At 51.0% G+C, this 25534-nt stretch carries 24 protein-coding genes, 7 tRNA genes and 1 other RNA gene; 21 read left to right on the top strand and 11 right to left on the bottom strand.

What is annotated here, in order from left to right; translation table 11 throughout:
- The first annotated feature begins 17 nt into the window (after positions 1–17).
- From tolA to pnuC, 14 genes are all read left to right on the top strand, one after another.
- Complete coding sequence (tolA, locus tag KXD89_RS15110) at positions 18–1283, top strand: cell envelope integrity protein TolA (RefSeq protein ID WP_000030637.1); 1266 nt, start codon at positions 18–20, stop codon at positions 1281–1283.
- Between the two features lie 132 nt (positions 1284–1415).
- Positions 1416–2708, top strand: a complete 1293-nt coding sequence (gene tolB, locus KXD89_RS15105; RefSeq protein ID WP_001295307.1) for a Tol-Pal system beta propeller repeat protein TolB — start codon at positions 1416–1418, stop codon at positions 2706–2708.
- 34 nt (positions 2709–2742) lie between these two features.
- Complete coding sequence (pal, locus tag KXD89_RS15100) at positions 2743–3264, top strand: peptidoglycan-associated lipoprotein Pal (RefSeq protein WP_001295306.1); 522 nt, start codon at positions 2743–2745, stop codon at positions 3262–3264.
- Positions 3265–3273: 9 nt separating this feature from the next.
- Positions 3274–4065, top strand: coding sequence for a cell division protein CpoB (gene cpoB / locus KXD89_RS15095; RefSeq protein WP_000097571.1), 792 nt, complete (start codon positions 3274–3276; stop codon positions 4063–4065).
- A gap of 164 nt (positions 4066–4229) precedes the next feature.
- A tRNA-Lys gene (locus KXD89_RS15090) sits at positions 4230–4305 on the top strand.
- Between the two features lie 135 nt (positions 4306–4440).
- Positions 4441–4516: transfer RNA gene (locus tag KXD89_RS15085), tRNA-Val, on the top strand.
- A gap of 2 nt (positions 4517–4518) precedes the next feature.
- Positions 4519–4594, top strand: a tRNA-Lys gene (locus KXD89_RS15080).
- 149 nt (positions 4595–4743) lie between these two features.
- Positions 4744–4819: transfer RNA gene (locus KXD89_RS15075), tRNA-Val, on the top strand.
- A 3-nt stretch (positions 4820–4822) separates the two neighbouring features.
- Positions 4823–4898 (top strand) — tRNA-Lys (locus tag KXD89_RS15070).
- 146 nt (positions 4899–5044) lie between these two features.
- A tRNA-Lys gene (locus tag KXD89_RS15065) sits at positions 5045–5120 on the top strand.
- A 132-nt stretch (positions 5121–5252) separates the two neighbouring features.
- Positions 5253–5328, top strand: a tRNA-Lys gene (locus KXD89_RS15060).
- A 30-nt stretch (positions 5329–5358) separates the two neighbouring features.
- Positions 5359–5484, top strand: a non-coding RNA gene (locus tag KXD89_RS15055) — RtT sRNA.
- A 276-nt stretch (positions 5485–5760) separates the two neighbouring features.
- Complete coding sequence (gene nadA / locus KXD89_RS15050; RefSeq protein ID WP_000115290.1) at positions 5761–6804, top strand: quinolinate synthase NadA; 1044 nt, start codon at positions 5761–5763, stop codon at positions 6802–6804.
- Positions 6805–6841: 37 nt separating this feature from the next.
- Positions 6842–7561, top strand: a complete 720-nt coding sequence (gene pnuC, locus KXD89_RS15045; protein ID WP_000345410.1) for a nicotinamide riboside transporter PnuC — start codon at positions 6842–6844, stop codon at positions 7559–7561.
- Here the strand turns inward: pnuC and zitB are convergent.
- Both zitB and KXD89_RS15035 read right to left on the bottom strand, forming a co-directional pair.
- Positions 7558–8499, bottom strand: coding sequence for a CDF family zinc transporter ZitB (zitB, locus tag KXD89_RS15040; protein WP_000951292.1), 942 nt, complete (start codon positions 8497–8499; stop codon positions 7558–7560). The two genes, pnuC and zitB, sit on opposite strands and share 4 nt — an antisense overlap.
- Before the next feature lie 113 nt (positions 8500–8612).
- A complete protein-coding gene (locus KXD89_RS15035; RefSeq protein WP_000784351.1) occupies positions 8613–8993 on the bottom strand; it encodes a YbgS-like family protein in 381 nt (126 codons plus the stop codon).
- 315 nt (positions 8994–9308) lie between these two features.
- Between KXD89_RS15035 and aroG the strand changes: the two genes are divergently transcribed.
- Positions 9309–10361, top strand: coding sequence for a 3-deoxy-7-phosphoheptulonate synthase AroG (aroG, locus tag KXD89_RS15030; RefSeq protein WP_001109196.1), 1053 nt, complete (start codon positions 9309–9311; stop codon positions 10359–10361).
- A gap of 157 nt (positions 10362–10518) precedes the next feature.
- Here the strand turns inward: aroG and gpmA are convergent, their stop codons facing one another.
- From gpmA to modE, 7 genes are all read right to left on the bottom strand, one after another.
- A complete protein-coding gene (gpmA, locus tag KXD89_RS15025; RefSeq protein WP_001295305.1) occupies positions 10519–11271 on the bottom strand; it encodes a 2,3-diphosphoglycerate-dependent phosphoglycerate mutase in 753 nt (250 codons plus the stop codon).
- Between the two features lie 201 nt (positions 11272–11472).
- Positions 11473–12513: a galactose-1-epimerase gene (gene galM, locus KXD89_RS15020; protein ID WP_000931389.1), complete on the bottom strand. Its 1041-nt coding sequence runs from the start codon at positions 12511–12513 to the stop codon at positions 11473–11475.
- Positions 12507–13655: a galactokinase gene (gene galK, locus KXD89_RS15015; protein ID WP_000053415.1), complete on the bottom strand. Its 1149-nt coding sequence runs from the start codon at positions 13653–13655 to the stop codon at positions 12507–12509. Before galK ends, galM begins: the two co-directional genes overlap by 7 nt.
- 3 nt (positions 13656–13658) lie before the next feature.
- Entirely contained in the window at positions 13659–14705 is a 1047-nt protein-coding gene (galT, locus tag KXD89_RS15010; RefSeq protein ID WP_000191497.1) for a galactose-1-phosphate uridylyltransferase, read from the bottom strand.
- Between the two features lie 9 nt (positions 14706–14714).
- Positions 14715–15731, bottom strand: a complete 1017-nt coding sequence (galE, locus tag KXD89_RS15005) for a UDP-glucose 4-epimerase GalE (protein WP_001265438.1) — start codon at positions 15729–15731, stop codon at positions 14715–14717.
- 260 nt (positions 15732–15991) lie between these two features.
- Positions 15992–17464, bottom strand: coding sequence for a molybdate ABC transporter ATP-binding protein ModF (gene modF, locus KXD89_RS15000; RefSeq protein ID WP_000096869.1), 1473 nt, complete (start codon positions 17462–17464; stop codon positions 15992–15994).
- 67 nt (positions 17465–17531) lie between these two features.
- Positions 17532–18320 carry a molybdenum-dependent transcriptional regulator gene (modE, locus tag KXD89_RS14995; protein WP_001147439.1) on the bottom strand — a complete coding sequence of 263 codons (789 nt, stop codon included), beginning with the start codon at positions 18318–18320 and terminating at the stop codon, positions 17532–17534.
- Positions 18321–18448: 128 nt separating this feature from the next.
- Between modE and acrZ the strand changes: the two genes are divergently transcribed.
- The 4 genes from acrZ (at position 18449) to modC (ending at position 21288) form a co-directional block, all read left to right on the top strand.
- Positions 18449–18598 (top strand): multidrug efflux pump accessory protein AcrZ, encoded by a 150-nt coding sequence (acrZ, locus tag KXD89_RS14990; RefSeq protein ID WP_000891515.1) that lies wholly within the window; start codon positions 18449–18451, stop codon positions 18596–18598.
- 166 nt (positions 18599–18764) lie between these two features.
- Complete coding sequence (gene modA / locus KXD89_RS14985) at positions 18765–19538, top strand: molybdate ABC transporter substrate-binding protein (RefSeq protein ID WP_000101984.1); 774 nt, start codon at positions 18765–18767, stop codon at positions 19536–19538.
- Complete coding sequence (gene modB, locus KXD89_RS14980) at positions 19538–20227, top strand: molybdate ABC transporter permease subunit (RefSeq protein WP_000604034.1); 690 nt, start codon at positions 19538–19540, stop codon at positions 20225–20227. Before modA ends, modB begins: the two co-directional genes overlap by 1 nt.
- Before the next feature lie 2 nt (positions 20228–20229).
- Positions 20230–21288, top strand: a complete 1059-nt coding sequence (gene modC / locus KXD89_RS14975) for a molybdenum ABC transporter ATP-binding protein ModC (protein WP_000891692.1) — start codon at positions 20230–20232, stop codon at positions 21286–21288.
- Here the strand turns inward: modC and ybhA are convergent, their stop codons facing one another.
- Positions 21289–22107, bottom strand: coding sequence for a bifunctional pyridoxal phosphate/fructose-1,6-bisphosphate phosphatase (ybhA, locus tag KXD89_RS14970; protein ID WP_001300666.1), 819 nt, complete (start codon positions 22105–22107; stop codon positions 21289–21291).
- 154 nt (positions 22108–22261) lie between these two features.
- Here ybhA and pgl point away from each other — a divergent pair, with 154 nt between their 5' ends.
- Positions 22262–23257: a 6-phosphogluconolactonase gene (gene pgl / locus KXD89_RS14965; RefSeq protein ID WP_000815435.1), complete on the top strand. Its 996-nt coding sequence runs from the start codon at positions 22262–22264 to the stop codon at positions 23255–23257.
- Between the two features lie 40 nt (positions 23258–23297).
- Here the strand turns inward: pgl and KXD89_RS14960 are convergent, their stop codons facing one another.
- The gene (locus KXD89_RS14960; RefSeq protein ID WP_001350493.1) at positions 23298–24251 is read right to left on the bottom strand and encodes a LysR family transcriptional regulator; all 954 of its coding nucleotides are present in this window, start codon (positions 24249–24251) and stop codon (positions 23298–23300) included.
- A 183-nt stretch (positions 24252–24434) separates the two neighbouring features.
- Between KXD89_RS14960 and KXD89_RS14955 the strand changes: the two genes are divergently transcribed.
- Entirely contained in the window at positions 24435–25487 is a 1053-nt protein-coding gene (locus tag KXD89_RS14955; protein WP_000723652.1) for a 4-oxalomesaconate tautomerase, read from the top strand.
- Positions 25488–25534: the final 47 nt, after the last annotated feature.

Below are 25534 nucleotides of genomic sequence, written 5' to 3'. Positions count from 1 at the left end.
GTTTTTGGAAACCGAGAGTGTCAAAGGCAACCGAACAAAACGACAAGCTCAAGCGGGCGATAATTATTTCAGCAGTGCTGCATGTCATCTTATTTGCGGCGCTGATCTGGAGTTCGTTCGATGAGAATATAGAAGCTTCAGCCGGAGGCGGCGGTGGTTCGTCCATCGACGCTGTCATGGTTGATTCAGGTGCGGTAGTTGAGCAGTACAAACGCATGCAAAGCCAGGAATCAAGCGCGAAGCGTTCTGATGAACAGCGCAAGATGAAGGAACAGCAGGCTGCTGAAGAACTGCGTGAGAAACAAGCGGCTGAACAGGAACGCCTGAAGCAACTTGAGAAAGAGCGGTTAGCGGCTCAGGAGCAGAAAAAGCAGGCTGAAGAAGCCGCAAAACAGGCCGAGTTAAAGCAGAAGCAAGCTGAAGAGGCGGCAGCGAAAGCGGCGGCAGATGCTAAAGCGAAGGCCGAAGCAGATGCTAAAGCTGCGGAAGAAGCAGCGAAGAAAGCGGCTGCAGACGCAAAGAAAAAAGCAGAAGCAGAAGCCGCCAAAGCCGCAGCCGAAGCGCAGAAAAAAGCCGAGGCAGCCGCTGCGGCACTGAAGAAGAAAGCGGAAGCGGCAGAAGCAGCTGCAGCTGAAGCAAGAAAGAAAGCGGCAACTGAAGCTGCTGAAAAAGCCAAAGCAGAAGCTGAGAAGAAAGCGGCTGCTGAAAAGGCTGCAGCTGATAAGAAAGCGGCAGCAGAGAAAGCTGCAGCCGACAAAAAAGCAGCAGAAAAAGCGGCTGCTGAAAAGGCAGCAGCTGATAAGAAAGCAGCGGCAGAAAAAGCCGCCGCAGACAAAAAAGCGGCAGCGGCAAAAGCTGCAGCTGAAAAAGCCGCTGCAGCAAAAGCGGCCGCAGAGGCAGATGATATTTTCGGTGAGCTAAGCTCTGGTAAGAATGCACCGAAAACGGGGGGAGGGGCGAAAGGGAACAATGCTTCGCCTGCCGGGAGTGGTAATACTAAAAACAATGGCGCATCAGGGGCCGATATCAATAACTATGCCGGGCAGATTAAATCTGCTATCGAAAGTAAGTTCTATGACGCATCGTCCTATGCAGGCAAAACCTGTACGCTGCGCATAAAACTGGCACCCGATGGTATGTTACTGGATATCAAACCTGAAGGTGGCGATCCCGCACTTTGTCAGGCTGCGTTGGCAGCAGCTAAACTTGCGAAGATCCCGAAACCACCAAGCCAGGCAGTATATGAAGTGTTCAAAAACGCGCCATTGGACTTCAAACCGTAATCGCGATGTTGACTGTTCGGACGGTCAACATCAGGCACCGGTTGCCACGGGGTTCTGGTAGTTTTGTGTATTTTAGTTTGTTAACATTCTGCTAAATTATCGTGGGCCATCGGTCCAGATAAGGGAGATATGATGAAGCAGGCATTACGAGTAGCATTTGGTTTTCTCATACTGTGGGCATCAGTTCTGCATGCTGAAGTCCGCATTGTGATCGACAGCGGTGTAGATTCCGGTCGTCCTATTGGTGTTGTTCCTTTCCAGTGGGCGGGGCCTGGTGCGGCACCTGAAGATATTGGCGGCATCGTTGCTGCTGACTTGCGTAACAGCGGTAAATTTAATCCGTTAGATCGCGCTCGTCTGCCACAGCAGCCGGGTAGTGCGCAGGAAGTACAACCAGCTGCATGGTCCGCACTGGGCATTGACGCTGTAGTTGTCGGTCAGGTCACTCCGAATCCGGATGGTTCTTACAATGTTGCTTATCAACTTGTTGACACTGGCGGCGCACCGGGTACTGTACTTGCTCAGAACTCGTACAAAGTGAACAAGCAGTGGCTGCGTTATGCTGGTCATACCGCCAGTGATGAAGTGTTTGAAAAACTGACCGGCATTAAAGGTGCGTTCCGTACTCGTATTGCCTACGTTGTTCAGACCAACGGCGGTCAGTTCCCGTATGAACTGCGCGTATCTGACTATGACGGTTACAACCAGTTTGTCGTTCACCGTTCACCGCAGCCGCTGATGTCTCCGGCGTGGTCACCAGACGGTTCTAAACTGGCTTATGTGACCTTCGAAAGCGGTCGTTCCGCGCTGGTTATTCAGACGCTGGCAAATGGCGCTGTACGTCAGGTGGCTTCATTCCCGCGTCACAACGGTGCACCTGCATTCTCGCCAGACGGCAGCAAACTGGCATTCGCCTTGTCGAAAACCGGTAGTCTGAACCTGTACGTAATGGATTTGGCTTCTGGTCAGATCCGCCAGGTGACTGATGGTCGCAGTAACAATACCGAACCGACCTGGTTCCCGGATAGCCAGAACCTGGCATTTACTTCTGACCAGGCCGGTCGTCCGCAGGTTTATAAAGTGAATATCAACGGCGGTGCGCCACAACGTATTACCTGGGAAGGTTCGCAGAACCAGGATGCGGATGTCAGCAGCGACGGTAAATTTATGGTAATGGTCAGCTCCAATGGTGGGCAGCAGCACATTGCCAAACAAGATCTGGCAACGGGAGGCGTACAAGTTCTGTCGTCCACGTTCCTGGATGAAACGCCAAGTCTGGCACCTAACGGCACTATGGTAATCTACAGCTCTTCTCAGGGGATGGGATCCGTGCTGAATTTGGTTTCTACAGATGGGCGTTTCAAAGCGCGTCTTCCGGCAACTGATGGACAGGTCAAATTCCCTGCCTGGTCGCCGTATCTGTGATAATAATTAATTGAATAGTAAAGGAATCATTGAAATGCAACTGAACAAAGTGCTGAAAGGGCTGATGATTGCTCTGCCTGTTATGGCAATTGCGGCATGTTCTTCCAACAAGAACGCCAGCAATGACGGCAGCGAAGGCATGCTGGGTGCCGGCACTGGTATGGATGCGAACGGCGGCAACGGCAACATGTCTTCCGAAGAGCAGGCTCGTCTGCAAATGCAACAGCTGCAGCAGAACAACATCGTTTACTTCGATCTGGACAAGTACGATATCCGTTCTGACTTCGCTCAAATGCTGGATGCACATGCAAACTTCCTGCGTAGCAACCCGTCTTACAAAGTCACCGTAGAAGGTCACGCGGACGAACGTGGTACTCCGGAATACAACATCTCCCTGGGTGAACGTCGTGCGAACGCCGTTAAGATGTACCTGCAGGGTAAAGGCGTTTCTGCAGACCAGATCTCCATCGTTTCTTACGGTAAAGAAAAACCTGCAGTACTGGGTCATGACGAAGCGGCATACTCCAAAAACCGTCGTGCGGTACTGGTTTACTAAGAGAATTGCATGAGCAGTAACTTCAGACATCAACTATTGAGTCTGTCGTTACTGGTTGGTATAGCGGCCCCCTGGGCCGCTTTTGCTCAGGCACCAATCAGTAGTGTCGGCTCAGGCTCGGTCGAAGACCGCGTCACTCAACTTGAGCGTATTTCTAATGCTCACAGCCAGCTTTTAACCCAACTCCAGCAACAACTTTCTGATAATCAATCCGATATTGATTCCCTGCGTGGTCAGATTCAGGAAAATCAGTATCAACTGAATCAGGTCGTGGAGCGGCAAAAGCAGATCCTGTTGCAGATCGACAGCCTCAGCAGCGGTGGTGCAGCGGCGCAATCAACCAGCGGCGATCAAAGCGGTGCGGCGGCATCAACGACGCCGACAGCTGATGCTGGTACTGCGAATGCTGGCGCGCCGGTGAAAAGCGGTAATGCAAACACGGATTACAATGCAGCTATTGCGCTGGTGCAGGATAAATCCCGCCAGGATGACGCAATGGTGGCATTTCAGAATTTCATCAAAAATTACCCTGATTCAACTTACCTGCCAAACGCCAATTATTGGCTGGGTCAGTTAAACTACAACAAGGGTAAAAAAGATGATGCGGCGTACTATTTTGCTTCGGTAGTGAAAAACTATCCGAAGTCACCAAAGGCTGCAGATGCGATGTTTAAAGTCGGCGTCATCATGCAGGACAAAGGTGACACCGCAAAAGCGAAAGCCGTATACCAGCAGGTTATCAGTAAATACCCTGGTACTGATGGCGCTAAACAGGCACAAAAACGTCTGAACGCGATGTAATGCATAACACACGACCAGAAGTCGCATTATTTCTGGTCGTGTCGTGCGAATCATAAGCAGTTGAGTGATCTACATCGAAATTTTTGTTGCGCTCAAGTCTGAAATCAGTAATATATGCCGCCGTTGCCACGGGATATCAAACAAACCGAAAGCAACGAAAAAGTGGGTCGTTAGCTCAGTTGGTAGAGCAGTTGACTTTTAATCAATTGGTCGCAGGTTCGAATCCTGCACGACCCACCAATCGCTAAGGTGGAAGCGGTAGTAAAACGTGAAGGATAACGTTGCATGAGCAACGGCCCGAAGGGCGAGACGAAGTCGAGTCATCCTGCACGACCCACCACTAACATAGTTAGTTGTAGTATCCAGCGTAGTATCGGGTGATTAGCTCAGCTGGGAGAGCACCTCCCTTACAAGGAGGGGGTCGGCGGTTCGATCCCGTCATCACCCACCACCGGGTCGTTAGCTCAGTTGGTAGAGCAGTTGACTTTTAATCAATTGGTCGCAGGTTCGAATCCTGCACGACCCACCAGTTTTAACATCGAAGACAGATGTTAAGCGTGTAGGATAACGTTGCGTCAGCAACGGCCCGTAGGGCGAGCGAAGCGAGTCATCCTGCACGACCCACCACTAATGACGGTGGGTTCGGTGGAAGTAGTTTGTAGTATCCAGCGCAGTATCGGGTGATTAGCTCAGCTGGGAGAGCACCTCCCTTACAAGGAGGGGGTCGGCGGTTCGATCCCGTCATCACCCACCACTCGGGTCGTTAGCTCAGTTGGTAGAGCAGTTGACTTTTAATCAATTGGTCGCAGGTTCGAATCCTGCACGACCCACCAGTTTTAACATCAAACTCAGATGTTAAGCGTGAAGGATAACGTTGCGCCAGCAACGGCCCGTAGGGCGAGCGAAGCGAGTCATCCTGCACGACCCACCAATCTTAAAGATTGGCCCCGAGTAAAAATCTTTCAGGTAACACCCGTATGGGTCGTTAGCTCAGTTGGTAGAGCAGTTGACTTTTAATCAATTGGTCGCAGGTTCGAATCCTGCACGACCCACCAATTTAAAGGTGGTTACTGGTAGAGAACGTGAAGGATAACGTTGCGTTAGCAACGGCCCGAAGGGCGAGACGAAGTCGAGTCATCCTGCACGACCCACCATCCTGAATGATTAAGGCAGCATAATCCCGCAAGGGGTCGTTAGCTCAGTTGGTAGAGCAGTTGACTTTTAATCAATTGGTCGCAGGTTCGAATCCTGCACGACCCACCAATGTAAAAAAGCGCCCTAAAGGCGCTTTTTTGCTATCTGCGATACTCAAAGATTCGAACCTGCAGCAGGTTTGAGTTGAGCGCAGCGAAACAACGGAGCCGCTCGCGGCGACGGCCCGAAGGGCGAGCGAAGCGAGTCATCCTGCACGACCCACCAATGTAAAAAAGCGCCCTAAAGGCGCTTTTTTGCTATTCAGGCATCCTCAATTTCACTTTGTAAACCTGATGACATCGTCAGAGCTTACTGTGCAAGCAACTCTATGTCGGTGGAATTAGGCGTAAAATGACGCATCCTGCACATTAGGCGTAATTCGAGTGACTTTTCCCCACCATTCGACTATCTTGTTTAGCATATAAAACAAATTACACCGATAACAGCGAATATTACGCTAATGTCGGTTTTAACGTTAAGCCTGTAAAACGAGATGGTAAGATGAGCGTAATGTTTGATCCAGACACGGCGATTTATCCTTTCCCCCCGAAGCCGACGCCGTTAAGCATTGATGAAAAAGCGTATTACCGCGAGAAGATAAAACGTCTGCTAAAAGAACGTAATGCGGTGATGGTTGCCCACTACTATACCGATCCCGAAATTCAACAACTGGCAGAAGAAACCGGTGGCTGTATTTCTGATTCTCTGGAAATGGCGCGCTTCGGTGCAAAGCATCCCGCTTCTACTTTGTTAGTCGCTGGGGTGAGATTTATGGGAGAAACCGCCAAAATTCTCAGTCCGGAAAAAACAATTCTGATGCCGACACTTCAGGCTGAATGTTCACTGGATCTCGGCTGCCCTGTTGAAGAATTTAACGCATTTTGCGATGCCCATCCCGATCGTACTGTCGTCGTCTACGCCAACACTTCTGCTGCGGTAAAAGCGCGCGCAGATTGGGTGGTAACTTCAAGCATTGCCGTCGAACTTATTGATCATCTTGATAGTTTGGGTGAAAAAATCATCTGGGCACCCGACAAACATCTGGGGCGTTACGTGCAAAAACAGACGGGTGGAGACATTCTATGCTGGCAGGGTGCCTGTATTGTGCATGATGAATTTAAGACTCAGGCGTTAACCCGCTTGCAAGAAGAATACCCGGATGCTGCCATACTGGTGCATCCAGAATCACCACAAGCTATTGTCGATATGGCGGATGCGGTCGGTTCCACCAGTCAACTGATCGCTGCTGCGAAAACATTGCCACATCAGAGGCTTATTGTGGCAACCGATCGGGGTATTTTCTACAAAATGCAGCAGGCGGTGCCAGATAAAGAGTTACTGGAAGCACCAACCGCAGGTGAGGGTGCAACCTGCCGCAGCTGCGCGCATTGTCCGTGGATGGCCATGAATGGCCTTCAGGCCATCGCAGAGGCATTAGAACAGGAAGGAAGCAATCACGAGGTTCATGTTGATGAAAGGCTGCGAGAGAGGGCGCTGGTGCCGCTCAATCGTATGCTGGATTTTGCGGCTACACTACGTGGATAACGAATAATAAGGCGTAACGTTACGCTTTGGGGGAAAGATGGATTTTTTTAGTGTGCAGAATATCCTGGTACATATACCAATAGGGGCAGGCGGTTATGATCTCTCATGGATCGAAGCGGTAGGCACGATCGCCGGGTTGCTGTGTATTGGCCTTGCCAGTCTGGAGAAGATCAGCAACTACTTCTTTGGCCTGATCAACGTCACCTTGTTTGGCATTATTTTCTTTCAGATTCAGCTGTATGCCAGCCTGCTATTACAGGTGTTTTTCTTTGCCGCGAATATTTACGGTTGGTATGCGTGGTCGCGACAAACCAGTCAGAACGAGGCGGAGTTGAAAATTCGCTGGTTGCCATTGCCGAAGGCACTCAGCTGGTTGGCGGTTTGCGTTGTTTCGATTGGTCTGATGACGGTATTTATCAATCCGGTGTTTGCATTTTTGACCCGCGTGGCAGTCATGATCATGCAAGCATTAGGATTACAGGTTGTGATGCCTGAACTGCAACCGGACGCTTTCCCGTTCTGGGATTCATGCATGATGGTGTTATCTATCGTGGCAATGATTCTGATGACGCGTAAGTATGTGGAAAACTGGCTGTTGTGGGTGATTATTAACGTGATTAGCGTCGTTATTTTTGCACTTCAGGGCGTTTACGCCATGTCTCTGGAGTACATCATCCTGACCTTTATTGCGCTCAACGGCAGCCGGATGTGGATCAACAGCGCACGTGAAAGAGGCTCACGCGCGCTGTCCCATTAATGGTGATGATGTGAATGGCCAGACACCCCTTCATTCAGGTGGCAGTCTGGCCCATGACAAGGTTGATATTCCATCTGAATGGTGGCGTGCTCAATCTGATAGTGATCCATCAGGTAGTGTTGGATCTGATCCAACAAGGCATCGTGATCGTGTGGCGGGATCACCTGCACATGCAACGTCATCACCGGCTTCTCGCCTACCATCCATACATGTACATGGTGCACATTGCGGACTTCCGGGATTTCCCGGCACATACGACGCTTCAGTTCAGCGATATCCAGCGATACCGGTGCACCTTCAAGTAATTCATTCACGCTATCTTTCAACAGTCGCCACGCGCTACGCAGAACCAGAAGCGACACCAGTATCGAGAGAATGGGGTCAGCAGGTGTCCAGCCAGTCCAGATAATAATCAACGCGGCAATAATAGCCCCAACCGAACCCAGCAGGTCCCCGAGCACATGCAGTGCCGCTGCTCGTACGTTGAGGTTTTTCTCTTCGCTGCCGTGATGAAGTAACCAGAAAGAAAGTATATTTGCCAGCAACCCAGCCACGGCAATTGCCATCATCATGCCGCCCTCGACCGGACGCGGCGTGCGGAAGCGTTCTATCGCCTCCCAGACAATCAAAATGGTAATTACCACGAGGGCTATGGCATTCACAAACGCCGCGAGCGTGGTCAGTCTTAGCCAACCGAAAGTGTGGCGAATGGTGGGAGGACGACGTGAAAATTGCACGGCGAGTAGGGCGAAAAGCAGGGCGGCAGTATCGGTCAACATATGACCCGCATCGGCCAGCAATGCCAGAGAACCAGAAAGAAAACCACCAACGACTTCTACCAGCATAAACCCGGCAGTCACGCCGAAAGCATACAACAAGCGACGAGCATTATTATCTTCTGGCAGGTGTGAGGACGTGTGTGAGTGTGAGTGCGCCATGACGAGTCATCCCTTAATTATTCTCACTTAACTTTATGACATCATACTGCTTTTAGAAGTGAAAAATTAAAAGGGAGAGACTCCGCTCTCCCATTATTGGCTATTTTGCAGGGTTACTGCGTGGTACCGTCGGTTTTGGTATCGACATCATTATTGATGCCATCACCGGTTTGTACCTTTTTATTGATATCCGGACAGCGACCATCTTTGCACATGGTGTTCTTGTGCTCTTCATCTTTGGTCATTCCGTCATTGTTCATTGAAGAACCATCCGAATGCAGCATTGTGCCGCCAGAACCGGTATTTACCCCGTTATTGTCGACGTTATTTGGCGCGACATTTTCACGGGCGTCAGGGGCTACCTGGCCCGCATCAGCTGCGGCGTTTGCCTGGCCGTTATTAGTTTGCGCTCCGCTATCGGCAGCCAGTGCGGCACCGCTGGCAAGGCTTAGAGTGGCAGTCAGAAATAATGTGGCCAGTTTTGTCATTTTCATAGGATGCTCCTGTTATGGTCGTTATGTCGGATAACCTCTTCCAACAGTGCATTTGCAGGTGAATATAAGGCATTGGTTTAAGATTTCAGCCAGGTTATGAAACGCAGCAGAGAATCTTGAAATAATTAACAAACAAAGGAGTTACAGTTAGAAATTGTAGGAGAGATCTCGTTTTTCGCGACAATCTGGCGTTTTTCTTGCTAATTCCAGGATTAATCCGTTCATAGTGTAAAACCCCGTTTACACATTCTGACGGAAGATATAGATTGGAAGTATTGCATTCACTAAGATAAGTATGGCAACACTGGAACAGACATGAATTATCAGAACGACGATTTACGCATCAAAGAAATCAAAGAGTTACTTCCTCCTGTCGCATTGCTGGAAAAATTCCCCGCTACTGAAAATGCCGCGAATACGGTTGCCCATGCCCGAAAAGCGATCCATAAGATCCTGAAAGGTAATGATGATCGCCTGTTGGTTGTGATTGGCCCATGCTCAATTCATGATCCTGTCGCGGCAAAAGAGTATGCCACTCGCTTGCTGGCGCTGCGTGAAGAGCTGAAAGATGAGCTGGAAATCGTAATGCGCGTCTATTTTGAAAAGCCGCGTACCACGGTGGGCTGGAAAGGGCTGATTAACGATCCGCATATGGATAATAGCTTCCAGATCAACGACGGTCTGCGTATAGCCCGTAAATTGCTGCTTGATATTAACGACAGCGGTCTGCCAGCGGCAGGTGAGTTTCTCGATATGATCACCCCACAATATCTCGCTGACCTGATGAGCTGGGGCGCAATTGGCGCACGTACCACCGAATCGCAGGTGCACCGCGAACTGGCATCAGGGCTTTCTTGTCCGGTCGGCTTCAAAAATGGCACCGACGGTACGATTAAAGTGGCTATCGATGCCATTAATGCCGCCGGTGCGCCGCACTGCTTCCTGTCCGTAACGAAATGGGGGCATTCGGCGATTGTGAATACCAGCGGTAACGGCGATTGCCATATCATTCTGCGCGGCGGTAAAGAGCCTAACTACAGCGCGAAGCACGTTGCTGAAGTGAAAGAAGGGCTGAACAAAGCAGGCCTGCCAGCACAGGTGATGATCGATTTCAGCCATGCTAACTCGTCCAAACAATTCAAAAAGCAGATGGATGTTTGTGCTGACGTTTGCCAGCAGATTGCCGGTGGCGAAAAGGCCATTATTGGCGTGATGGTGGAAAGCCATCTGGTGGAAGGCAATCAGAGCCTCGAGAGCGGGGAGCCGCTGGCCTACGGTAAGAGCATCACCGATGCCTGCATCGGCTGGGAAGATACCGATGCTCTGTTACGTCAACTGGCGAATGCAGTAAAAGCGCGTCGCGGGTAAGGTTTAATTGTCGGATGCGCCGTCAGAGTGGCGTATCCGATGAATCACCACAGGCCTGATAAGTCGCGCAGCGTCGCATCAGGCAATGTGCTCCATTGTTAGCAACAAAAAAGCCGACTCACTTGCAGTCGGCTTTCTCATTTTAAACGAATGACGTTTACTTCGCTTTACCCTGGTTTGCAACCGCCGCTGCTTTCGCTGCGATCTCGTCAGCATTACCCAGATAATAGCGTTTCAGCGGTTTGAAATTCTCGTCGAACTCATACACCAGCGGCACGCCAGTCGGGATATTAAGCTCAAGAATCTCTTCTTCGCTCATGTTATCAAGATATTTCACCAGCGCACGTAAAGAGTTACCGTGTGCAGCGATGATCACGCGCTCACCGCTCTTCATACGCGGCAGAATAGTTTCATTCCAGTAAGGGATCACGCGGTCAATGGTCAGCGCCAGGCTTTCCGTCAGCGGCAGTTCTTTCTCGCTCAGTTTCGCGTAACGCGGATCGTGACCCGGATAACGCTCATCATCTTTAGTCAGTTCCGGCGGAGTCACTGCAAAACCACGACGCCACTGTTTCACCTGCTCGTCGCCATACTTTTCAGCAGTTTCCGCTTTGTTCAGACCCTGCAACGCACCGTAGTGACGTTCGTTCAGTTTCCAGGATTTCTCAACGGGCAGCCATGCCTGATCCAGTTCGTCCAGCACATTCCACAGGGTATGGATAGCGCGTTTCAGCACAGAAGTGTAAGCAAAGTCAAAGCTGTAACCTTCCTCTTTCAGCAGCTTACCTGCTGCTTTTGCTTCGCTTACGCCTTTCTCAGACAGATCCACGTCGTACCAACCGGTGAAACGGTTTTCTTTGTTCCACTGACTTTCGCCATGACGAACCAGAACCAGCTTAGTTACAGCCATATACTTACTCCTCAAATCATCTTTTAATGATAATAATTCTCATTATATTGCCGCGACGAAGCAACAGCAATGCTTACGCATAACCATAGCGAAAATAGTGGCGCAGTGTAAGGTTGTTGTGAATATTGAGTTGCAAATATGTCGGTGTTTGCTGGTGATTTGAACAATATGAGATAAAGCCCTCATGACGAGGGCGTAACATTACTCAGCAATAAACTGATATTCCGTCAGGCTGGAATACTCTTCGCCAGGACGCAGGAAGCAGTCCGGTTGCGGCCATTCAGGGTGGTTCGGGCTGTCCGGTAGAAACTCGCTTTCCAGAGCCAGCCCTTGCCAGTCGGCGTAAGGTTCGGTTCCCCGCGACGGTGTGCCGCCGAGGAAGTTGCCGGAGTAGAATTGCAGAGCCGGAGCGGTGGTGTAGACCTTCAGCTGCAATTTTTCATCTGCTGACCAGACATGCGCCGCCACTTTCTTGCCATCGCCTTTGGCCTGTAACAAGAATGCGTGATCGTAACCTTTCACTTTGCGCTGATCGTCGTCGGCAAGAAACTCACTGGCGATGATTTTGGCGCTGCGGAAATCAAAAGACGTTCCGGCGACAGATTTCAGGCCGTCGTGCGGAATGCCGCCTTCATCAACCGGCAGATATTCGTCCGCCAGAATCTGCAACTTGTGATTGCGCACGTCAGACTGCTCGCCGTCAAGATTGAAATAGACGTGATTAGTCATATTCACCGGGCAAGGTTTATCAACTGTGGCGCGATAAGTAATGGAGATACGGTTATCGTCGGTCAGACGATATTGCACCGTCGCGCCGAGATTACCCGGGAAGCCCTGATCACCATCATCTGAACTCAGGGCAAACAGCACCTGACGATCGTTCTGGTTCACAATCTGCCAGCGACGTTTGTCGAACCCTTCCGGCCCGCCGTGCAGCTGGTTAACGCCCTGACTTGGCGAAAGCGTCACGGTTTCACCGTCAAAGGTATAACGGCTATTGGCGATACGGTTGGCATAACGACCAATAGAGGCCCCCAGAAACGCGGCCTGATCCTGATAGCATTCCGGGCTGGCACAGCCGAGCAGCGCCTCGCGGACGCTGCCATCGGAAAGCGGAATACGGGCGGAAAGTAAAGTCGCACCCCAGTCCATCAGCGTGACTACCATCCCTGCGTTGTTACGCAAAGTTAACAGTCGGTACGGCTGACCATCGGGTGCCAGTGCGGGAGTTTCGTTCAGCACTGTCCTGCTCCTTGTGATGGTTTACAAACGTAAAAAGTCTCTTTAATACCTGTTTTTGCTTCATATTGTTCAGCGACAGCTTGCTGTACGGCAGGCACCAGCTCTTCCGGGATCAGCGCGACGATACAGCCGCCAAATCCGCCGCCGGTCATGCGTACGCCACCTTTGTCGCCAATCACAGCTTTGACGATTTCTACCAGAGTGTCAATTTGCGGCACGGTGATTTCGAAATCATCGCGCATAGAGGCATGAGACTCCGCCATCAACTCGCCCATACGTTTCAGGTCGCCTTGCTCCAGCGCGCTGGCAGCTTCAACGGTGCGGGCGTTTTCAGTCAGTATATGACGCACGCGTTTTGCCACGATCGGGTCCAGTTCATGCGCAACAGCGTTGAACTCTTCAATGGTGACATCACGCAGGGCTGGCTGCTGGAAGAAACGCGCACCGGTTTCGCACTGTTCACGACGGGTGTTGTATTCGCTGCCAACCAGGGTACGTTTGAAGTTACTGTTGATGATGACGACAGCCACACCTTTGGGCATGGAAACTGCTTTGGTCCCCAGTGAGCGGCAATCGATCAGCAAGGCATGATCTTTCTTGCCGAGCGCGGAAATTAGCTGATCCATGATCCCGCAGTTACAGCCTACAAACTGGTTTTCTGCTTCCTGACCGTTAAGCGCGATTTGTGCGCCGTCCAGCGGCAGATGATAAAGCTGCTGCAATACGGTTCCGACCGCGACTTCCAGTGAAGCGGAAGAACTTAACCCGGCACCCTGCGGCACATTGCCGCTGATCACCATGTCCACGCCGCCGAAGCTGTTGTTACGCAGTTGCAGATGTTTCACCACGCCACGAACGTAGTTAGCCCATTGATAGTTTTCATGTGCGACAATGGGCGCATCGAGGGAAAACTCGTCGAGCTGATTTTCATAATCGGCTGCCATCACGCGAACTTTACGGTCATCGCGTGGTGCACAACTGATCACGGTTTGATAATCAATCGCGCAGGGCAGAACGAAACCGTCGTTGTAGTCGGTGTGTTCACCAATCAAATTCACGCGGCCAGGCGCCTGAATGGTGTGAGTGGCAGGGTAGCCAAATGCGTTGGCAAACAGAGATTGTGTTTTTTCTTTCAGACTCATTTCTTACACTCCGGATTCGCGAAAATGGATATCGCTGACTGCGCGCAAACGCTCTGCTGCCTGTTCTGCGGTCAGGTCTCGCTGGGTCTCTGCCAGCATTTCATAACCAACCATAAATTTACGTACGGTGGCGGAGCGCAGCAGAGGCGGATAAAAGTGCGCGTGCAGCTGCCAGTGTTGATTCTCTTCGCCATTAAATGGCGCGCCGTGCCAGCCCATAGAGTAGGGGAAGGAGCACTGGAAGAGGTTGTCATAACGACTGGTCAGCTTTTTCAACGCCAGCGCCAGATCGCTGCGCTGGGCGTCGGTCAAATCGGTGATCCGTAAAACGTGGGCTTTGGGCAGCAGTAGCGTTTCGAACGGCCAGGCAGCCCAGTAAGGCACGACGGCTAACCAGTGTTCGGTTTCGACAACGGTACGGCTACCGTCTGCCAGCTCGCGCTGAACATAATCCACCAGCATTGGTGATTTCTGTTCGGCAAAATATTCTTTTTGCAGGCGGTCTTCGCGCTCAGCTTCGTTAGGCAGGAAGCTATTTGCCCAAATCTGACCGTGCGGATGCGGGTTAGAGCAGCCCATCGCCGCGCCTTTGTTTTCAAAAACCTGCACCCATGGGTACGTTTTCCCCAGTTCTGCGGTTTGCTCCTGCCAGGTTTTGACGATTTCCGTCAATGCTGCAACGCTGAGCTCTGGCAGCGTTTTACTGTGATCCGGTGAAAAGCAGATCACCCGGCTGGTGCCGCGCGCGCTCTGGCAACGCATCAGCGGATCGTGACTTTCTGGCGCATCTGGCGTGTCAGACATCAAAGCCGCAAAGTCATTAGTGAAAACGTAAGTCCCGGTGTAATCGGGGTTTTTATCGCCTGTCACCCGCACATTACCTGCGCAGAGGAAGCAATCTGGATCGTGCGCAGGTAACACCTGTTTGGCTGGCGTTTCCTGCGCCCCCTGCCAGGGGCGCTTAGCGCGGTGCGGTGAAACCAGAATCCATTGCCCGGTGAGCGGGTTGTAGCGGCGATGTGGATGATCAACGGGATTAAATTGCGTCATGGTCGTTCCTTAATCGGGATATCCCTGTGGATGGCGTGACTGCCAGTGCCAGGTGTCCTGCGCCATTTCATCGAGTGTGCGCGTTACGCGCCAGTTCAGTTCACGGTCGGCTTTGCTGGCGTCCGCCCAGTAGGCCGGAAGGTCGCCCTCGCGACGCGGTGCAAAATGATAATTAACCGGTTTGCCGCAGGCTTTGCTGAAGGCATTAACCACGTCCAGCACGCTGTTGCCTACGCCAGCGCCGAGGTTGTAGATGTGTACGCCTGGCTTGTTCGCCAGTTTTTCCATCGCCACGACGTGACCGTCCGCCAGATCCATTACGTGGATGTAATCGCGTACGCCAGTACCATCTTCGGTCGGATAATCGTTACCAAAAATCGCCAGCGAGTCGCGACGGCCTACAGCAACCTGGGCGATGTATGGCATCAGGTTATTCGGAATGCCTTGCGGATCTTCGCCCATATCGCCCGACGGATGCGCGCCAACCGGGTTGAAGTAGCGCAGCAGGGCAATGCTCCAGTCCGGCTGGGCTTTTTGCAGATCGGTGAGGATCTGTTCCACCATCAGCTTGCTTTTGCCGTAAGGGCTTTGCGGTGTGCCGGTCGGGAAGCTTTCAACGTATGGAATTTTGGGCTGATCGCCATAAACGGTGGCGGAGGAGCTAAAAATAAAGTTTTTGACGTTAGCGGCGCGCATGGCGCTAATCAGGCGCAGAGTGCCGTTGACATTGTTGTCGTAATATTCCAGCGGTTTTTGTACCGATTCGCCCACGGCTTTCAGCCCGGCGAAGTGGATCACGGTGTCGATAGCGTGATCGTGCAGGATCTCGGTCATCAACGCTTCGTTACGAATATCGCCTTCAACAAACGTTGGATGTTTGCCGCCTAAACGCTCGATAACAGGCAGTACGCTGCGCTTACTGTTACAGAGGTTATCAAGAATGATGACATCATGACCGTTTTGCAGTAATTGCACACAGGTATGACTTCCAATGTAACCGCTACCACCGGTAACCAGAACTCTCATAATTCGCTCCATTAGGCTTATGGTATGAAATAACCATAGCATAACAAAGATGCGAAAAGTGTGACATGGAATAAATTAGTGGAATCGTTTACACAAGAATTTAGCCGTTTTTTATGCGCGATTAAGTGATTATAAAACAGAGGGTTTATGAATGATTGCGCTTTTTATCTGAAAAAAGACGCGGTTTCATGCCTGCATGCGTCGAACCGTTGGCCGGAGAGGGTGCTAAGGCCGCCTCCGGCAAGGTCAGCACTACCGACTCAATATATTTTTGTCAGCACATAGCGATAGAGTCCACCGTCCGGCACGAACTCAAGACGATGGGTAATACAGGCAGGCGCATCTTCAGCGTGGTGCGAAACAAACAACAATTGCGTTTCACCTTCGCTAATCAGCACATCAACAAAACGGCGGATAAGCTGGCGATTCAGCGGATCAAGCCCCTGTAGTGGTTCATCGAGAATAAGCAACGTCGGATGTTTCACCAGTGCGCGGACAATCAGCGCCAGACGCTGCTGTCCCCAGGAAAGACTATGGAACGGAGCGTCAGCCGTGCGTTTATCAATGCCGAGAATATCCAGCCACTGCTGCACCAGTTTTTGCTGGCGATCCGAAACGGCCTGATAAATGCCAATCGAATCAAAATAGCCAGAAAGAATCACATTACGCACGGTAGTGCTGACCCGGTAATCCAGATGCAAACTACTGCTGACGTAACCGATATGCTTTTTGATATCCCAGATGGTTTCGCCGCTGCCGCGACGTCGTCCGAAAAGCGTCAAATCGTTGCTGTAACCTTGCGGATGATCGCCAGTAACCAGGCTTAATAACGTCGATTTTCCTGCACCATTTGGCCCGACAATTTGCCAGTGTTCGCCTGGATTCACCTGCCAGCTAAGGTTATTAAGAATGGGGCGATCGTTATAAGAAACCACGCCATTGTTCAGCACAATGCGCGGTTCGTTGGCGGGTAAGGCGTGACGTGCTGAAGGTTCATCCGGCTCCGGCAGTTGCACACCTTCAAGCTGTTCACTATGCGCCAGTTGCGCGACGAGTGCTTGTTGGAGCAGTTCCTCTTTAGCGCCAGTTTCCGCTAACGTGCAATCCGCCAGCACGCCAGCAAACTGGACAAACTCCGGGATCTCATCGAAGCGATTGAGCACCAGTACCAGAGTAATACCGGACTGATGTAACGAGGCGAGTCGCTCAGCCAGCTGCTGACGTGAGGCAACATCCAGGCCATCGAACGGCTCATCAAGAATCAACAAGTCAGGCTCCGACATCAGCGCCTGACACAGCAGGGTTTTTCGCGTCTCGCCAGTGGAAAGGTATTTAAAGCGTCGGTCGAGGAGGGCGGTAATACCGAACTGCTGCGCCAGTTGCATGCAACGCGGTGCATCCTTTACTTCATCCTGAATGATCTCAGCCGTAGTGCGTCCGGTGTCATCTTCGCCAGGGCCGAGCATATCGGTGTTATTCCGCTGCCATTCGTCGCTGACGAGTTTTTGCAATTGCTCGAAGGAGAGACGAGTGATGTGGGAAAACTGGCTTTGCCGTTCACCTTTCAAAAGCGGAAGTTCCCCCGCCAGCGCGCGGGCCAGGGCCGATTTCCCGCTTCCATTCGAACCGACAAACGCCCAACTATCACCCGCGTTTAACGTTAGCTGAGGCAATTGCAGCGTTTTTGTGTCGCTAAGACGAAACGTGCCTTGCAAAATTTGCAACGATGACATTTTATATCCCACTTTGTGCAGCGATTACTGACAGGGATACGTGTTTCATAACAAATTGTCAACACGCTTAGCACAGCGTGGCGATAATCACGCTGTCGGCATTAAAGTAGGCCGTGACATTCTGTCCTTGCTGAAGAGAAGTCGCTTCATTTACCGGCACTGTGGCGCACAGTGTTTGCCCGTCGGGTAGCGCCATTAATACTTCGCACTGCTCTGCGCCGCGCTCAATATGACTAATAATACCCGGTAATTGGTTGTCAGCGTTTTGCGCGACCGCCTCGTCCTGAGTAATACCTACCCACGGCGCTTTTAGCAATATCAACACTTCTTTGCCTTCATCCAGCCCCAGACGCGCGCCGCTTTGTGCGGTAATTGCGACTTTCAGGCGTGTTTTTCCGTCAGCCAGTAAGACATCAACATGCTGTTGAACGTCATCATGATCGCGGGCGGTGATGGTACCGAACCACTGGTTACGGGCGCTGGTTTGCAGTGAAAAACGTGAGATCGCGGCCAGCAGGCTGTTCAGCGGCAGGGCGTCATCGTCACTTAACACATCAAAGGCTTTTTGCTGGATTTGCGCCAGTAAGTCATAGAGCTGAATCAGTCGCTGACCATAGCGGGTCAGTACTGCGCCGCCGCCACCTTTACCGCCTGTTGCGCGCTCGACCAGAATATGCTCACTTAACTGATTCATCTCGTTAATGGCATCCCAGGCGCTTTTATAGCTAATACCGGCATCTTTCGCTCCCTGGCTAATGGAACCGGAAAGCGCAATGTGTTTTAGTAGCGAAATGCGGCGCGGGTCGGCGAATAATTTTTGTTGGAGCTTAAGGGTGAGAAGGATTTCGGCCTGCATAACAATGTCCTGGCAAAAGTCTTATTGTGACGGAAAACGAACGCCACGCAAAGCTGACCGCACAAAAGGGGAGTGCTTTTCTGTGCTTAGCGGTTAGAATAGTCTCATGACTATATCTGGAGTTGACCATGTTAGAGTTATTAAAAAGTCTGGTATTCGCCGTAATCATGGTACCTGTCGTGATGGCCATCATCCTGGGTCTGATTTACGGTCTTGGTGAAGTATTCAACATCTTTTCTGGTGTTGGTAAAAAAGACCAGCCCGGACAAAATCATTGATTCCCTGAATGCCCGCTTAGTCGGGCATTTTCTTTTTCTCAACTTCCTGCTTTTCCTGCCGATATTTTTTCTTATCTACCTCACAAAGGTTAGCAATAACTGCTGGGAAAATTCCGAGTTAGTCGTTATATTGTCGCCTACATAACGTTACATTAAGGGGTTACCAATGGCTCGTAAATGGTTGAACTTGTTTGCCGGGGCGGCACTCTCTTTCGCTGTTGCTGGCAATGCACTGGCAGATGAAGGGAAAATCACGGTGTTCGCCGCCGCATCACTGACTAACGCAATGCAGGACATTGCTACGCAGTTTAAAAAAGAGAAAGGCGTGGATGTGGTTTCTTCTTTCGCTTCGTCATCTACTCTCGCCCGTCAGATTGAAGCGGGTGCGCCTGCGGATCTGTTTATTTCTGCCGATCAGAAATGGATGGATTATGCGGTTGATAAAAAAGCGATCGATACAGCTACGCGTCAGACACTGCTCGGCAATAGCCTGGTCGTTGTAGCACCGAAAGCCAGCGTGCAGAAAGATTTCACCATCGACAGCAAAACCAACTGGACTTCACTGCTGAATGGCGGTCGCCTGGCGGTTGGCGATCCGGAACATGTTCCCGCTGGCATTTATGCAAAAGAAGCACTGCAAAAACTGGGCGCATGGGATACGCTCTCTCCGAAACTGGCCCCAGCGGAAGATGTTCGTGGGGCGCTGGCGCTGGTCGAACGTAACGAAGCGCCTCTGGGCATTGTCTACGGTTCTGACGCAGTTGCCAGCAAAGGGGTAAAAGTGGTTGCCACCTTCCCGGAAGATTCACATAAAAAAGTGGAATATCCGGTTGCTGTTGTGGAAGGGCATAACAATGCGACAGTGAAAGCATTTTATGATTATCTGAAGGGACCGCAGGCAGCGGAAATCTTTAAACGTTACGGATTTACAATCAAGTAATGATACTGACCGATCCAGAATGGCAGGCAGTTTTATTAAGCCTGAAAGTTTCTTCCCTGGCTGTGCTGTTTAGCCTGCCGTTTGGGATCTTTTTTGCCTGGTTACTGGTGCGTTGCACGTTTCCGGGCAAAGCTCTGCTCGACAGCGTACTGCATCTACCGCTGGTGTTACCGCCCGTGGTCGTCGGTTACTTATTATTAGTTTCGATGGGACGGCGCGGATTTATCGGTGAACGTCTGTATGACTGGTTTGGTATTACCTTCGCCTTTAGCTGGCGCGGCGCGGTTCTCGCTGCCGCCGTCATGTCGTTTCCGCTGATGGTGCGGGCAATTCGTCTGGCGCTGGAAGGGGTTGATGTCAAACTGGAACAGGCCGCAAGAACACTGGGGGCCGGGCGCTGGCGCGTTTTCTTTACTATCACGTTACCGCTGACCTTACCGGGAATTATTGTTGGTACGGTACTGGCTTTTGCTCGTTCTCTCGGTGAGTTTGGTGCAACCATCACCTTTGTGTCGAACATTCCTGGTGAAACGCGAACCATTCCTTCTGCCATGTATACCCTGATCCAGACCCCCGGCGGGGAAAGTGGAGCGGCGAGACTGTGCATTATTTCTATTGCGCTGGCGATGATCTCCCTGTTGATTTCAGAATGGCTGGCCAGAATCAGCCGTGAACGGGCGGGGCGCTAATCATGCTGGAACTGAATTTTTCCCAGACGTTGGGCAACCATTGCCTGACTATTAATGAAACGCTGCCCGCCAATGGCATCACTGCTATCTTTGGCGTCTCCGGTGCCGGAAAAACTTCGCTGATTAACGCCATCAGTGGACTGACGCGCCCGCAAAAAGGGCGGATTGTCCTCAATGGGCGGGTACTAAATGATGCCGAAAAAGGTATCTGCCTGACGCCGGAAAAGCGTCGCGTTGGCTATGTTTTTCAGGATGCGCGGCTGTTCCCGCATTACAAAGTGCGTGGCAATCTGCGCTACGGCATGTCGAAAAGTATGGTCGATCAGTTCGATAAGCTGGTGGCGCTTTTAGGCATTGAACCGTTGCTTGACCGTTTACCAGGCAGCCTGTCCGGAGGCGAAAAACAGCGCGTGGCGATTGGTCGGGCTTTGCTGACAGCACCGGAATTGCTGTTGCTGGATGAACCGCTGGCGTCACTGGATATTCCGCGTAAACGCGAACTGTTGCCTTATCTGCAACGGCTGACACGGGAAATCAACATTCCGATGTTGTATGTCAGCCATTCGCTGGATGAGATCCTCCATCTGGCAGACAGAGTGATGGTACTGGAAAACGGTCAGGTGAAAGCCTTTGGCGCGCTGGAGGAAGTGTGGGGCAGTAGCGTGATGAATCCGTGGCTGCCGAAAGAGCAACAAAGTAGCATTCTGAAAGTGACGGTGCTTGAGCATCATCCGCATTACGCGATGACCGCGCTGGCGCTGGGCGATCAGCATTTGTGGGTCAATAAGCTGGACGAACCGCTGCAAGCTGCGCTACGTATCCGCATTCAGGCTTCCGATGTTTCTCTGGTTTTACAACCGCCGCAGCAAACCAGCATTCGTAACGTATTGCGGGCAAAAGTTGTTAATAGTTATGACGACAACGGCCAGGTGGAAGTGGAACTGGAAGTCGGCGGTAAAACGCTGTGGGCGCGTATCAGCCCGTGGGCCAGGGATGAACTGGCGATCAAACCTGGCCTGTGGCTGTACGCGCAAATTAAAAGTGTGTCGATAACCGCCTGATTAAATCAGGTGGCTATAAATGAACTGGGCAATGCTGTCGGTGGTGTTATCACCAATCACAATGTTGGCGCGCGCTTTTACCGCGTCATCGGCGTTGCCCATCGCCACGCCTGTACCAGCGGCTTCCAGCATACTGATATCATTAAAGTTATCGCCGAATGCCACGACGTTTTCCATCGACCAACCTTGCGCCTCAACCCATTTCGTCAAACGTTTACCTTTGCTGTTGCCGCCGCGTGCAATATCAACCTGATCGTGCCAGGACCATTCACACTCCAGTCCCAGTTCATGTTCGACATGCTTACCAAAATGCTGCAATTGCGGCAGGTCATCGTGCGTCAGGGCGAACTTCCATACGGCGTTAACTTGTTGCGCCGTTTCAGCCAGAGAAGCGACTTGTGTGAAAGTCGGACGCTGTTCCGGCGGCAGGGTTTGCGCCCAGTTAGATGTGCGAATGACATGCCCGGTCGGGTGCTCATAGACCATTGCATCATCGACATACATCAGACCGTGAATGTGGTGTTCATTCAGCATCTCAATGAGTTGCAGGGCTTTAATAACGGGCATTGGGTCCGCTTCCAGCACGGTTTTTGCATGATAATCATACAAATAGGTGCCATTACAGCAAATAGCAGGTGTATCCAGCGCCAGCGCCTGATAAAAAGGATGAATAGCGACGTGATGGCGACCTGTGACGATGATTAATTGATAGCCTGCTTCGCGAGCGCGGGCCAGGGCTTCTATCGATGAAGGAAGCAGGGTCTTTTTCGGGGTCAATAAGGTGCCGTCTAAGTCGAGAGCAATCACGCGTGTGGTCATGGCGTATTCCAGATTAAGGTTAAGAATTTTCGTCTGCGCGAATGGTACACCGATACCACTATCGGACAAAATTCTGCGTTTTAATTCAGCATTCACCGCCAAAAGCGACTAATTTTAGCTGTTACAGTCAGTTGCTAAATGCAAAGGAGCATTCATGAAGCAAACAGTTTATATCGCCAGCCCTGAGAGCCAGCAAATTCACGTCTGGAATCTGAATCATGAAGGCGCACTGACGCTGACACAGGTTGTCGATGTGCCGGGGCAGGTGCAGCCGATGGTGGTCAGCCCGGACAAACGTTATCTCTATGTTGGTGTTCGCCCTGAGTTTCGCGTCCTGGCGTATCGTATCGCCCCGGACGATGGCGCACTGACCTTTGCCGCAGAGTCTGCGCTGCCGGGTAGTCCGACGCATATTTCCACCGATCACCAGGGGCAGTTTGTCTTTGTAGGTTCTTACAATGCGGGTAACGTGAGCGTAACGCGTCTGGAAGATGGCCTGCCAGTGGGCGTCGTCGATGTGGTCGAGGGGCTGGACGGTTGCCATTCCGCCAATATCTCACCGGACAACCGTACGCTGTGGGTTCCGGCATTAAAGCAGGATCGCATTTGCCTGTTTACGGTCAGCGATGATGGTCATCTCGTGGCGCAGGACCCTGCGGAAGTGACCACCGTTGAAGGGGCCGGCCCGCGTCATATGGTATTCCATCCAAACGAACAATATGCGTATTGCGTCAATGAGTTAAACAGCTCAGTGGATGTCTGGGAACTGAAAGATCCGCACGGTAATATCGAATGTGTCCAGACGCTGGATATGATGCCGGAAAACTTCTCCGACACCCGTTGGGCGGCTGATATTCATATCACCCCGGATGGTCGCCATTTATACGCCTGCGACCGTACCGCCAGCCTGATTACCGTTTTCAGCGTTTCGGAAGATGGCAGCGTGTTGAGTAAAGAAGGCTTCCAGCCAACGGAAACCCAGCCGCGCGGCTTCAATGTTGATCACAGCGGCAAGTATCTGATTGCCGCCGGGCAAAAATCTCACCACATCTCGGTATACGAAATTGTTGGCGAGCAGGGGCTACTGCATGAAAAAGGCCGCTATGCGGTCGGGCAGGGACCAATGTGGGTGGTGGTTAACGCACACTAACCGCTGATTTACCCGGCGCAGTCTCTCCTGCGCCGGTGTATTAACCTATCTCCTGTAACGCGTGTCTCTGGCGTTCGACGATATTGGTCCACAAATTGTCTTTATCGTCAGTCCATAAATTAATCAGCAAGGCAAAAAAGCGTTCTGCTGCTGGAGAAAGTACGGCATCTTTACGGCGAATTATTCCCAATGTTCGACGTATAACGGGTTCCACCAATGGGATACCAATAATCGAAGAATAGGGCGCATGAGGCATTGCCAGGCCAGGAAGCGCCGAAATCCCCAGTCCCGCCTCCACCAGTCCTAATGACGTCGAAAGATGACGCACTTCGTAAAACCAGTCCAGCTTCCAGGGCTTGTCGGCCAGCTGTTGTTCTATCAACAGTCGGTTGCCGCTGGAGGAGCGTACGCCAATCATTTTGTAACCCACTAACTCCTGCCATTCTACAAGCTGCTTTTTGGCCAATGGATGGTCACGCCGACAGGCCAGCACGAACGGCTCGTTGACCAGTGGGGTAAAATCAATGGATGAATTTGTGACGTTGTTCATGTTTATGCCAAAGTCTGATTCGTTACACAGCACCGATTCCATGCAATTATTCGTGCCTTGTTCCAGAATCCGCACTTTAATATTGGGATACAGCTCATTAAATTTACCGATTGCCAGCGGTAAAAAATAAAATACTGCGGTCGGAATACACGCTAACGTCACCATACCACGATGATAAGCATTCATATCACGAATATTAAAAAGCGTTTCATCGAATTTCTTTATTAATTCCCGCGCCTCCGGGAGCAACCTTTTTCCTGCTTTTGTTAACGTAACCTTGCGAGTTGTACGCTCAAATAGTTGAACATGTAAATCTTCCTCCATCTTTTTTATTCTTCGCGTTAATGCAGGTTGCGTAATATTGAGTAATTTAGCGGCATTGTTAAACGAACTGGACTCTGCCAGTATGACAAATGCCTTCATACTTGATAATTCATGCTTCATTATTACTCCGGAAAATGGAAGCGACGATTTTGGGTGGCTGGCCGTTAAAAATTTTAACTGCATTTAGCCAACTTAAATTAATGAAAAAATGTTATTAATCGTTGAGCTAAAGTCATTAGAGATGCTTTGCCCTTAATGTAACCATATCGCAATAAGTTATGTTTTTAAATTGAGGGCATTATTATGAAAAAAATACCCTGCGTGATGATGCGAGGTGGAACCTCGAGGGGCGCGTTCCTGTTAGCGGAACATTTACCCGAAGATCAAACGCAGCGCGATAAAATATTGATGGCAATTATGGGTTCCGGTAACGATCTGGAAATTGACGGTATTGGCGGCGGTAATCCACTGACCAGTAAAGTCGCCATTATTAGCCGTTCCAGCGATCCGCGTGCTGATGTCGATTATCTGTTTGCGCAGGTAATCGTTCATGAGCAACGTGTCGATACCACGCCTAACTGCGGCAATATGCTGTCTGGTGTTGGGGCATTCGCCATTGAAAATGGTTTGATTGCAGCGACTTCGCCAGTTACTCGCGTACGTATCCGCAACGTCAATACGGGTACGTTCATCGAAGCTGATGTGCAAACGCCAAATGGTGTTGTCGAGTACGAGGGTAGCGCCAGAATTGACGGCGTACCGGGTACTGCCGCACCGGTTGCGCTCACTTTCCTGAATGCCGCTGGAACCAAAACCGGAAAAGTTTTCCCGACTGATAATCAGATTGATTATTTTGACGATGTCCCGGTGACCTGTATCGATATGGCGATGCCAGTCGTCATTATTCCGGCTGAATATCTGGGAAAAACAGGTTATGAATTACCGGCGGAACTGGATGCCGACAAAGCATTATTAGCCCGCATTGAATCTATCCGTCTACAAGCGGGTAAAGCAATGGGCTTAGGTGATGTCAGTAATATGGTTATCCCTAAACCTGTGCTTATTTCTCCAGCGCAGAAAGGCGGGGCAATTAATGTGCGTTATTTTATGCCGCATTCTTGCCATCGCGCGCTGGCGATAACCGGTGCTATTGCTATTTCCAGTAGTTGTGCATTGGAAGGCACCGTCACCCGACAAATCGTCCCTTCTGTAGGATACGGCAATATCAATATTGAACACCCCAGTGGTGCGCTCGACGTTCATTTAAGTAATGAAGGTCAGGATGCCACGACGTTACGCGCATCTGTTATTCGGACGACCAGAAAAATATTTTCCGGTGAAGTTTATCTTCCCTGAAAAAATTCGTTGTCAGGATAAGGACAATCAATAAAGGACTTCTGTAT

The sequence above is a fragment of the Escherichia sp. TC-EC600-tetX4 genome (genome assembly GCF_019356055.1).
Classification (GTDB): domain Bacteria; phylum Pseudomonadota; class Gammaproteobacteria; order Enterobacterales; family Enterobacteriaceae.
This window is presented reverse-complemented; position numbering and strand designations above follow the sequence as displayed.

Excerpts from the sequence above, each read along its gene's own strand:
- tolB (WP_001295307.1), top strand. The coding sequence starts at position 1,416 with ATGAAGCAGGCATTACGAGTAGCATTTGGTTTTCTCATACTGTGGGCA.
- pal (WP_001295306.1), top strand. The coding sequence starts at position 2,743 with ATGCAACTGAACAAAGTGCTGAAAGGGCTGATGATTGCTCTGCCTGTT.
- cpoB (WP_000097571.1), top strand. The coding sequence starts at position 3,274 with ATGAGCAGTAACTTCAGACATCAACTATTGAGTCTGTCGTTACTGGTT.
- nadA (WP_000115290.1), top strand. The coding sequence starts at position 5,761 with ATGAGCGTAATGTTTGATCCAGACACGGCGATTTATCCTTTCCCCCCG.
- pnuC (WP_000345410.1), top strand. The coding sequence starts at position 6,842 with ATGGATTTTTTTAGTGTGCAGAATATCCTGGTACATATACCAATAGGG.
- zitB (WP_000951292.1), bottom strand. The coding sequence starts at position 8,499 with ATGGCGCACTCACACTCACACACGTCCTCACACCTGCCAGAAGATAAT.
- KXD89_RS15035 (WP_000784351.1), bottom strand. The coding sequence starts at position 8,993 with ATGAAAATGACAAAACTGGCCACATTATTTCTGACTGCCACTCTAAGC.
- aroG (WP_001109196.1), top strand. The coding sequence starts at position 9,309 with ATGAATTATCAGAACGACGATTTACGCATCAAAGAAATCAAAGAGTTA.
- gpmA (WP_001295305.1), bottom strand. The coding sequence starts at position 11,271 with ATGGCTGTAACTAAGCTGGTTCTGGTTCGTCATGGCGAAAGTCAGTGG.
- galK (WP_000053415.1), bottom strand. The coding sequence starts at position 13,655 with ATGAGTCTGAAAGAAAAAACACAATCTCTGTTTGCCAACGCATTTGGC.
- galT (WP_000191497.1), bottom strand. The coding sequence starts at position 14,705 with ATGACGCAATTTAATCCCGTTGATCATCCACATCGCCGCTACAACCCG.
- galE (WP_001265438.1), bottom strand. The coding sequence starts at position 15,731 with ATGAGAGTTCTGGTTACCGGTGGTAGCGGTTACATTGGAAGTCATACC.
- modF (WP_000096869.1), bottom strand. The coding sequence starts at position 17,464 with ATGTCATCGTTGCAAATTTTGCAAGGCACGTTTCGTCTTAGCGACACA.
- modE (WP_001147439.1), bottom strand. The coding sequence starts at position 18,320 with ATGCAGGCCGAAATCCTTCTCACCCTTAAGCTCCAACAAAAATTATTC.
- acrZ (WP_000891515.1), top strand. The coding sequence starts at position 18,449 with ATGTTAGAGTTATTAAAAAGTCTGGTATTCGCCGTAATCATGGTACCT.
- modA (WP_000101984.1), top strand. The coding sequence starts at position 18,765 with ATGGCTCGTAAATGGTTGAACTTGTTTGCCGGGGCGGCACTCTCTTTC.
- modB (WP_000604034.1), top strand. The coding sequence starts at position 19,538 with ATGATACTGACCGATCCAGAATGGCAGGCAGTTTTATTAAGCCTGAAA.
- modC (WP_000891692.1), top strand. The coding sequence starts at position 20,230 with ATGCTGGAACTGAATTTTTCCCAGACGTTGGGCAACCATTGCCTGACT.
- ybhA (WP_001300666.1), bottom strand. The coding sequence starts at position 22,107 with ATGACCACACGCGTGATTGCTCTCGACTTAGACGGCACCTTATTGACC.
- pgl (WP_000815435.1), top strand. The coding sequence starts at position 22,262 with ATGAAGCAAACAGTTTATATCGCCAGCCCTGAGAGCCAGCAAATTCAC.
- KXD89_RS14960 (WP_001350493.1), bottom strand. The coding sequence starts at position 24,251 with ATGAAGCATGAATTATCAAGTATGAAGGCATTTGTCATACTGGCAGAG.
- KXD89_RS14955 (WP_000723652.1), top strand. The coding sequence starts at position 24,435 with ATGAAAAAAATACCCTGCGTGATGATGCGAGGTGGAACCTCGAGGGGC.